Source organism: Ancylobacter rudongensis (assembly GCF_900100155.1).
GTDB lineage: Bacteria > Pseudomonadota > Alphaproteobacteria > Rhizobiales > Xanthobacteraceae > Ancylobacter > Ancylobacter rudongensis.
On sequence record NZ_FMTP01000004.1, the window covers coordinates 461,624 to 468,372 of the forward strand.

The 6,749-nt window shown below is 66.9% G+C and carries 4 protein-coding genes and 1 tRNA gene; 3 read left to right on the forward strand and 2 right to left on the reverse strand.

Features of this window, described 5'->3' with window-relative positions:
* Positions 1-23: 23 nt before the first annotated feature.
* The gene (gene pbpC, locus BLO63_RS13405; RefSeq protein WP_091441451.1) at positions 24-2,099 is read left to right on the forward strand and encodes a penicillin-binding protein 1C; all 2,076 of its coding nucleotides are present in this window, start codon (positions 24-26) and stop codon (positions 2,097-2,099) included.
* On the opposite strand, the gene BLO63_RS13410 is transcribed toward pbpC, so the two are convergent.
* Entirely contained in the window at positions 2,086-2,289 is a 204-nt protein-coding gene (locus BLO63_RS13410) for a DUF1127 domain-containing protein (RefSeq protein WP_091441394.1), read from the reverse strand. The two genes, pbpC and BLO63_RS13410, sit on opposite strands and share 14 nt — an antisense overlap.
* A gap of 769 nt (positions 2,290-3,058) precedes the next feature.
* On the opposite strand from BLO63_RS13410, the gene BLO63_RS13415 reads away from it, so the two are divergent.
* Positions 3,059-3,132: transfer RNA gene (locus BLO63_RS13415), tRNA-Gln, on the forward strand.
* 195 nt (positions 3,133-3,327) lie between these two features.
* On the opposite strand, the gene BLO63_RS13420 is transcribed toward BLO63_RS13415, so the two are convergent.
* Positions 3,328-3,981, reverse strand: a complete 654-nt coding sequence (locus BLO63_RS13420; protein ID WP_091441396.1) for a recombinase family protein — start codon at positions 3,979-3,981, stop codon at positions 3,328-3,330.
* A gap of 576 nt (positions 3,982-4,557) precedes the next feature.
* Here BLO63_RS13420 and BLO63_RS13425 point away from each other — a divergent pair.
* A partial coding sequence (locus BLO63_RS13425) for a beta strand repeat-containing protein (protein WP_425284332.1) occupies positions 4,558-6,749 on the forward strand: 2,192 nt, incomplete at its 3' end.

The following is a 6,749-nucleotide window of genomic DNA, read 5'->3' on the forward strand; positions in this document are numbered from 1 at the left end:
GCGGCATCGCTGTTCTCGGCGCGATGGTGCTGGCGGGGGGCTCCACTGCCTGGCTCGCTGGCGTGCGCGCCAGTGCCCCGCCGCCGCCCGCACTCGCGTTCTCGGTGGAAGTGCGCGACCGCGAGGGGCGGCTGCTGCGCCCCTTCGCCCTCGCCGACGGGCGCTGGCGCCTGAAGGCGGAGACCCGCGACATCGACCGGCGCTTCCGCGACATGCTGGTCGCCTATGAAGACAAGCGCTTCTGGGAACATGGCGGGGTCGATCCGCTCGCTTTGCTGCGCGCGGCGGGGCAGATGCTGCGGCACGGGCGTGTCGTTTCCGGCGGCTCCACCCTGACCATGCAGGTGGCGCGGCTGCTGGAGCCGCGCGAGGGCAGCGGGCTCAAAGCCAAGTCCAGTGCCAAGTTCGCCGAGATGCGCCGGGCGATCCAGCTGGAGGCGCGACTGAGCAAGAGCGAGATTCTGGCGCTCTACCTCACTTTGGCGCCCTATGGCGGCAATATCGAGGGCGTGCGGGCAGCAAGCCTCGCCTGGTTCGGCAAGGAGCCGCGCCGGCTCACTCTGGCCGAGGCGGCGCTGCTTGTCGCGCTGCCGCAGGCACCGGAATCACGCCGGCCGGACCGCCACCCGGCCCGGGCCCAGCGGGCGCGGGACAAGGTGCTCGTCCGGCTGGGCGAGGCTGGGCTGTTCGGCGCGGCGGAGGTCGCGTTCGCCGGCCGGGCGCCTGTTCCCACGGGCCGGGTCGCCTTGCCGATGCTCGCCGCCCACGCGGCAGAGAACGCCCGCCGCCAGCAGCCGGCGGCGCAGGTGCACGCGCTTGCCATCGACGCCTCGGCGCAGGCGCGGCTGGAGGCGCTGGCGGCGGAGCGGGTGCGCGAGCTGGGCACCGGCGTCTCCATGGCGCTTGTTATGGTCGACAATTCCAGCGGCGAGGTGCTGGCGCGGGTCAGCGGCGCCGATCCGCTCGATACCGAGCGCGCCGGCGCGGTGGACCTGACGCGGGCCATCCGCTCGCCCGGCTCGACCTTGAAGCCGTTCATCTACGGCCTCGCCTTCGAGGACGGCATCGCCCATCCCGAAACGCTGATCGAGGACCGGCCAGCGCGCTTCGGCGCCTACCGGCCGCGCAATTTCGACCGCGACTATCAGGGCACGGTGTCGGTGCGGCAGGCGCTGCAATTGTCGCTGAACGTGCCGGCCGTGGTTCTGCTGCAGGCGGTGGGGCCGCAGCGGCTCGCCAGCCGGCTCGGCCAGTCCGGGTTTGCCCTGAAGCTGCCGCCGGGCGAAGTGCCGGGGCTGGCGGTGGGGCTGGGCGGGGTCGGCATGAGCCTCGACGCCCTGGCCGGCCTCTATGCCGGCATCGCCAATGGCGGCCTGGCGCATGGTCTGCGCGAGCGGCTGGACAGTGCCGCCTCTGGGCCGGAGGAGGCCCGGCAACTGATGAGCCCGGTGGCTGCCGCCTATCTCGCGCAGTCGCTGGCCGGCACGCCGGCGCCGCGCAATGAGCGGGCGGGGCGCATCGCCTTCAAGACGGGCACGTCCTTCGGCTATCGCGATGCGTGGGCGGTGGGGTTCGACGGGCGACGCACGGTCGCCGTCTGGGTAGGGCGGCCCGATGGCCAGCCCGTGCCCGGCATGATCGGGCGCGAGGCGGCGGCGCCGGTCCTGTTCGAGGCGTTCGCCCGGCTGGTGAGCCGGCCAGCCCCGTTCGCGCCGGCGCCACGCGAGGCGCTTGACGTGAAGAACGCGCAATTGCCGCCGCCGCTCCGGCATTTCGGGCGGGCGTCGGGACAGGGCTTTACGGAGGAGCGGCCGAGAATCGCTTTCCCGCCTGATGGGGCCAGCCTGGAGCGCGAGGGCGACGAACCGCTGGTGCTCAAGGTGAGCGGCGGGACGGGCAAGCTGACCGTCTTCGTCGATGGCGTGCCGAGCGGCCAGCCCGCCGGGGCCGCCACATTGTTCTGGCGGCCGGCGGGCGCGGGCTTCGTGCGTCTGACCGTCATGGACGCTGCAGGATCAACCGACAGCGTCACCTTACGTATTCGTGGAGCGACCGATCCGGACGGGGCCGCTCAGCCGGGACGTCTCAGCGGCCGTTAACGGCAGCCTGGGCGATGTCCTGGCGGGTCAGGCCACGCTTGGCGAGGGCGGCGTCCGAAAGACGGGCGAGAGCCTCGTAGCGCTGGGCGATGCGACGGCCTTCACCAATGGCTTCAAAGAAGCTGGTGACGCCTTCGACGATGCGGGAGAAGAAGTCGGAAGAGGTGTGGGTAAGGGTCGTGGTGTTCATCTGAGCCTCCAGTATTCTGTATGCCACGGAATATAGAGGCTTTACCGCAGCGCAAAAGGCGGAATGCTGCATGGCAGCACTGAGGTTCGTGCATGCCTTTCTTTGCCTGTTAATCCACCATTAACGCCCAGAAAACGCAGGTTCCAACCAAAATGGTTGAGACTTGCTCGACCCAGTCGATTTGGTTGCCCTTTCATGCGCCTTTCGTCCTAGGAGCCATGTTCAAAACGACGGTCGGGTGTCTTGGGTGGGGAGCGGCCGCTATAACGGCGTTGAGCGCGCCTTGGGATGGTGGCGCCGCCGCGACGGCGCCCGCCCGACTGTGGCCATCAGCGGGGCCGCGTTCTGATGCGGAAGGAGCGCTGCCGGAATGCATCCGACATATCCGCCATGAGCCGGCGATCGTTGTCGGCGCCGAAAGGCGGAATCCACAGGAAAGCGCAGGGGGCGATCTCGCGCCATGACACGGATACCGGACGGGGTGCTTCCCGGCGTCCCGGGCTGGGCCCGCCGCAGCCACCGGCCCGCATGCGGGGCCGCTGCGAAGAAGGGGCCGCGTGGCAGGTACGGGACACTCTGGCCCTTGGGCGCGGCCCTGCCGTGGCGACCGCTTTCCGGCGGGGTGACGCGGTCTCCGTGGAAACTACGCGGTGGGGGGTAGACCGAGCCGGCGGGAGCGTCTATAGAGCGCGCCACTGCCGCTGCCCCCGCGATCCGACACACAGTGTCGCCGCGGAAGGCCCCGGAAGCGCCGTTCGCGGCGCGACGGTGGGGGATAGTTTAACGGTAGAACTGCGGACTCTGACTCCGTTAGTCCTGGTTCGAATCCAGGTCCCCCAGCCACCCATCTCTCTCCGAATTGGTTACGAAGGTGCGGCGCCGGCTTTGCCGCGCCGGCCATGAGTGCCGGTGAAACCGCCGGCACGTGCTGGGCGCCGGCCGGAACCCACCAGGCGCCCCCGTCCCGGCCTCTCTCCCTGCCTCCGACATCCGGATCGCCCGCCGTAACGGGCGATCCTCGCCATTGATCCGCCAGGCTCAGTTTGTCGTGTCGTCGGGATGATCGGCTTTCGACGTGCGGCGCGGGAAGATCCGGTACACCGTGGCCGGGGAGACCCCGAGCGCCCGAGCCACTTCCGGGACGGCGTTGCCGCTGGCCAGCAGCCGGTGGGCCTTGGCGATATCCTTGTTGGAGAGCGATTGTGGTCGGCCGCGCCGGCGTGGTCCGCTGGACGTGGTCACCGGCGCCGGGCCCGGTTCGGTCAATTGCGCCAGGGCGCGGCAGGCAAAGGCGAGAGCCTCGCCCGACGGAATCATCATGTCCATCGGCATGCCGCCCAGCCGGATCGTCACGCCCTTCTGGCTGAGCGAGGCTACGATGCGGACCACCGATTCGACATCTGCGCCGAGATGGCCGAGCGCCGGTACCGTCAGCACATCGCCCAAGCGCGAAAAATCGATGGCCGCCCGCAGTCCTGGCCGATCGATCCGCCGATCGTCGTCCAGGTCGGTAAAGACGTGCTCGCAGCCGAGCGCCCGCAGCGCGGCGGCCTCGGGCGACTCCGGTTCGGCCCGCGCCGGCTTGCCGGCATGGGTAGGAAGCAAATCGCCAACTGGGTGAAAGGTGGGGCCGGAGACGGCGCTGCCGTTCGTCCGACCATCGGATTCGACGAGACAATAACCAATGAGCATTTTTCCCCGTAGGCCGAGCATCCTCCGCAAAAAGAATGTTCGGTCGGACCCGCTCCGACCGTGCCTCTGGCCTCCCCTGATGCGTAGCAAAAATAGCACGGCGGGCGAAAACTGCCACGCACACGTCAAAAGTTTAAACGCGGTACTATTTTAGCGACAATTCTGAGAATTCCTGCATGTTCTTTCGATGGTTTAGAAACTGTTGAAATTCAAACATTTTTTCGTAATTGCGGGTTCCTGATACCGCAAAAGGCAGTTTATTACCGATGCTTACGCAACCTTTCTGACAATGTGACGGCCTTGCAACCCAGAGCGCGGTTGCATTAGCTTCGCCTCGAATCGTGGCGTTCCGGGCTAGCGGGTACCGTCGGCGTTGCGCAATGGGTGGCTTGACCGCCTGCGACTATTGGGGAATCGGGGGATTAGATGGCGAGGAAGATTGCCGAGGTGCGCCGCAATGCGCGCGCCACGAAGGCGTTTGTGCGTCGGAACAGGGCCCAGACGGCGGCTCCAGTGATTGTCGATCATCGCAAGTCGGCTCTTTTCGGATCGGCCTCGGCCGTCGCCGTGGCGGCCATGCTGACGGCCGCCGTGATGCTGGCACCGGCGTCGGCGCGCGCTGAGCCATTGCCGGGTCCTGCCGGGTGCACGGAATCCTCGTCGGGCTCGGGCAACTGGTTCTGCGACAACAATCCTCCGCTCAGCGAAGGCAATATCGACGGCAATGCCGACGACAACACGATCACGATCGTCGGCGGCAATTATTCCTGGCAGGACGGCGTCCTCGTCTCCACTAATGTGAATGGTAACGCTGGCAGCGACGTCATCAACATCGCGCCCGACGCTGCTTCCGACCCGAATGGTTCGATCGACATCAAGGGTTCGATCAACGGCGGGGAAGGCAACGACACCATCAATTTCGGCGGTGGCTCCTCGAACAACTGGTCCGATGGCTGGGTCTCTCTTCATGAGGGCAACATTGATGGCGGCGACGGGGATGATGTCATCAACATCACCGCATCCGACCAAGTCGCGACCTATATTTCCAAGGACAGCGTCAACGACAGCGCCAATGTTCTCGGCGGCTCCGGCAATGACGAGATCAACATCTTCAACGCCTCGACGAAAGTGATTTCGATCGAAGGTTCAGTCGATGGCGGCACCGGGGACGACGAGATCTCTGTGGTTGCCACCGATGGCGCCGATATCACCATCGGCGGGGACGTCGACGGTGATGCCGGCGATGACCGGCTGCTGCTGGGGGCCTTCGGCCCCGATAGCAATGTGACGGTCGATGACGTCGAGGGCGGCTCGGGCGATGACTTCATCGCCGTGGTCAGCGGCTTCGGCGGCGAGATCCGTGTCGACGATATCGAAGGCGGCCGCGGTGACGACGTCATTCTGGTCGGCAATCTCTTCGGCGGCAACACCCGCGCCGACGACATTGACGGCCGTTCGGGCAATGACATCATCGGCGTGATCAGCCTTGTCGGCGGTGAGACCCGTGTCGACGACATCGATGGCGGCGATGGCAACGACGTCATTGTGCTGGCGGCGATCGGTCCCGGCGCCGATGTGCGCGCGGACGACATTGATGGCGGCGACGACAACGATTTCATCCTGGTCGGCAATGCGCTGGGCGGCGAAACCCGCGTCGACAATATCGACGGCGGTTCCGGCAATGACTTCATCGGCGTGGTCAGCATCCTCGGCGGCGAGACCCGCGTCGATGACATCGACGGTGGCTCCGGCAACGACGCCATCGTCCTGGCGGCGATCGGCCCCGGCGCGGATGTGCGCGCGAACGACATCGACGGCGGCCGTGGCAATGACCTCATCCTTGTCGGCAATGCGCTGGGCGGCGAGACCCGCGTCGACGACATTGACGGCGGCTCCGGCAATGACTTCATCGGTGTGTTCAGCGTCCTCGGCGGCGAGACCGAAGTTGACGACATCGATGGCGGCAGCGGTGACGATCTCATTGTTCTCGGTGCGGCGCTCGGTGGCGACGTGCGCGCAGACGACGTCAGCGGCAATGATGGCAATGACCTGATCGTTCTCGGGGCGGCGTTCGCCGGCGACGTGCGGGCGGAGAACATTTCGGGCGGCTCGGGCGACGACGCGATCGTCCTCGCAGCGGCCGGTCGCTGGAGCGACGTCAGCGTAGACGATATCTCCGGAGGCGATGGCGACGACGTCATCGGTCTGATCGCGACCGAAGGCGGCGAGATCCGCTTTGATGACATTTCCGGCGACGGCGGCTGGTTCTCGAGCGGCGACGACATCATCGTGCTCGCGGCCACCGAAGGCGGCGAAATTAGCGGCAACGACATCGATGGCAACAGCGGCGATGACGTGATCGCGCTGGTGGCCTCTGAGGGCGGCGACATCCGTGTCGACGACATCGACGGCGGTTGGGGTGACGACACCATCATCCTGGCGGCGACCGACCGGCGCAGCGACATCCGCGCCGATGACATTTCGGGCGGCTTTGGTGACGATTTCATCGGCCTGCTGGCCTCGGAAGGCGCGGAAGTGCGCTTCGACAGCATCTCTGGCGGCTTCGGCGACGACGTCATCGGCCTGCTGGCGACCAAGGGCGGCGAGATTTCCGGCGGCGACATCGAGGGCAGCTTCGGTGACGACACGATCGGCCTGATCGCCACCAAGGGCGGCGAGATCGACGTGGAGGACATCTCCGGCGGCGATGGCGACGACACGATCGCTCTGCTGGCCTCGAAGGGCGGCGAGATCCGCTTTGACGACAT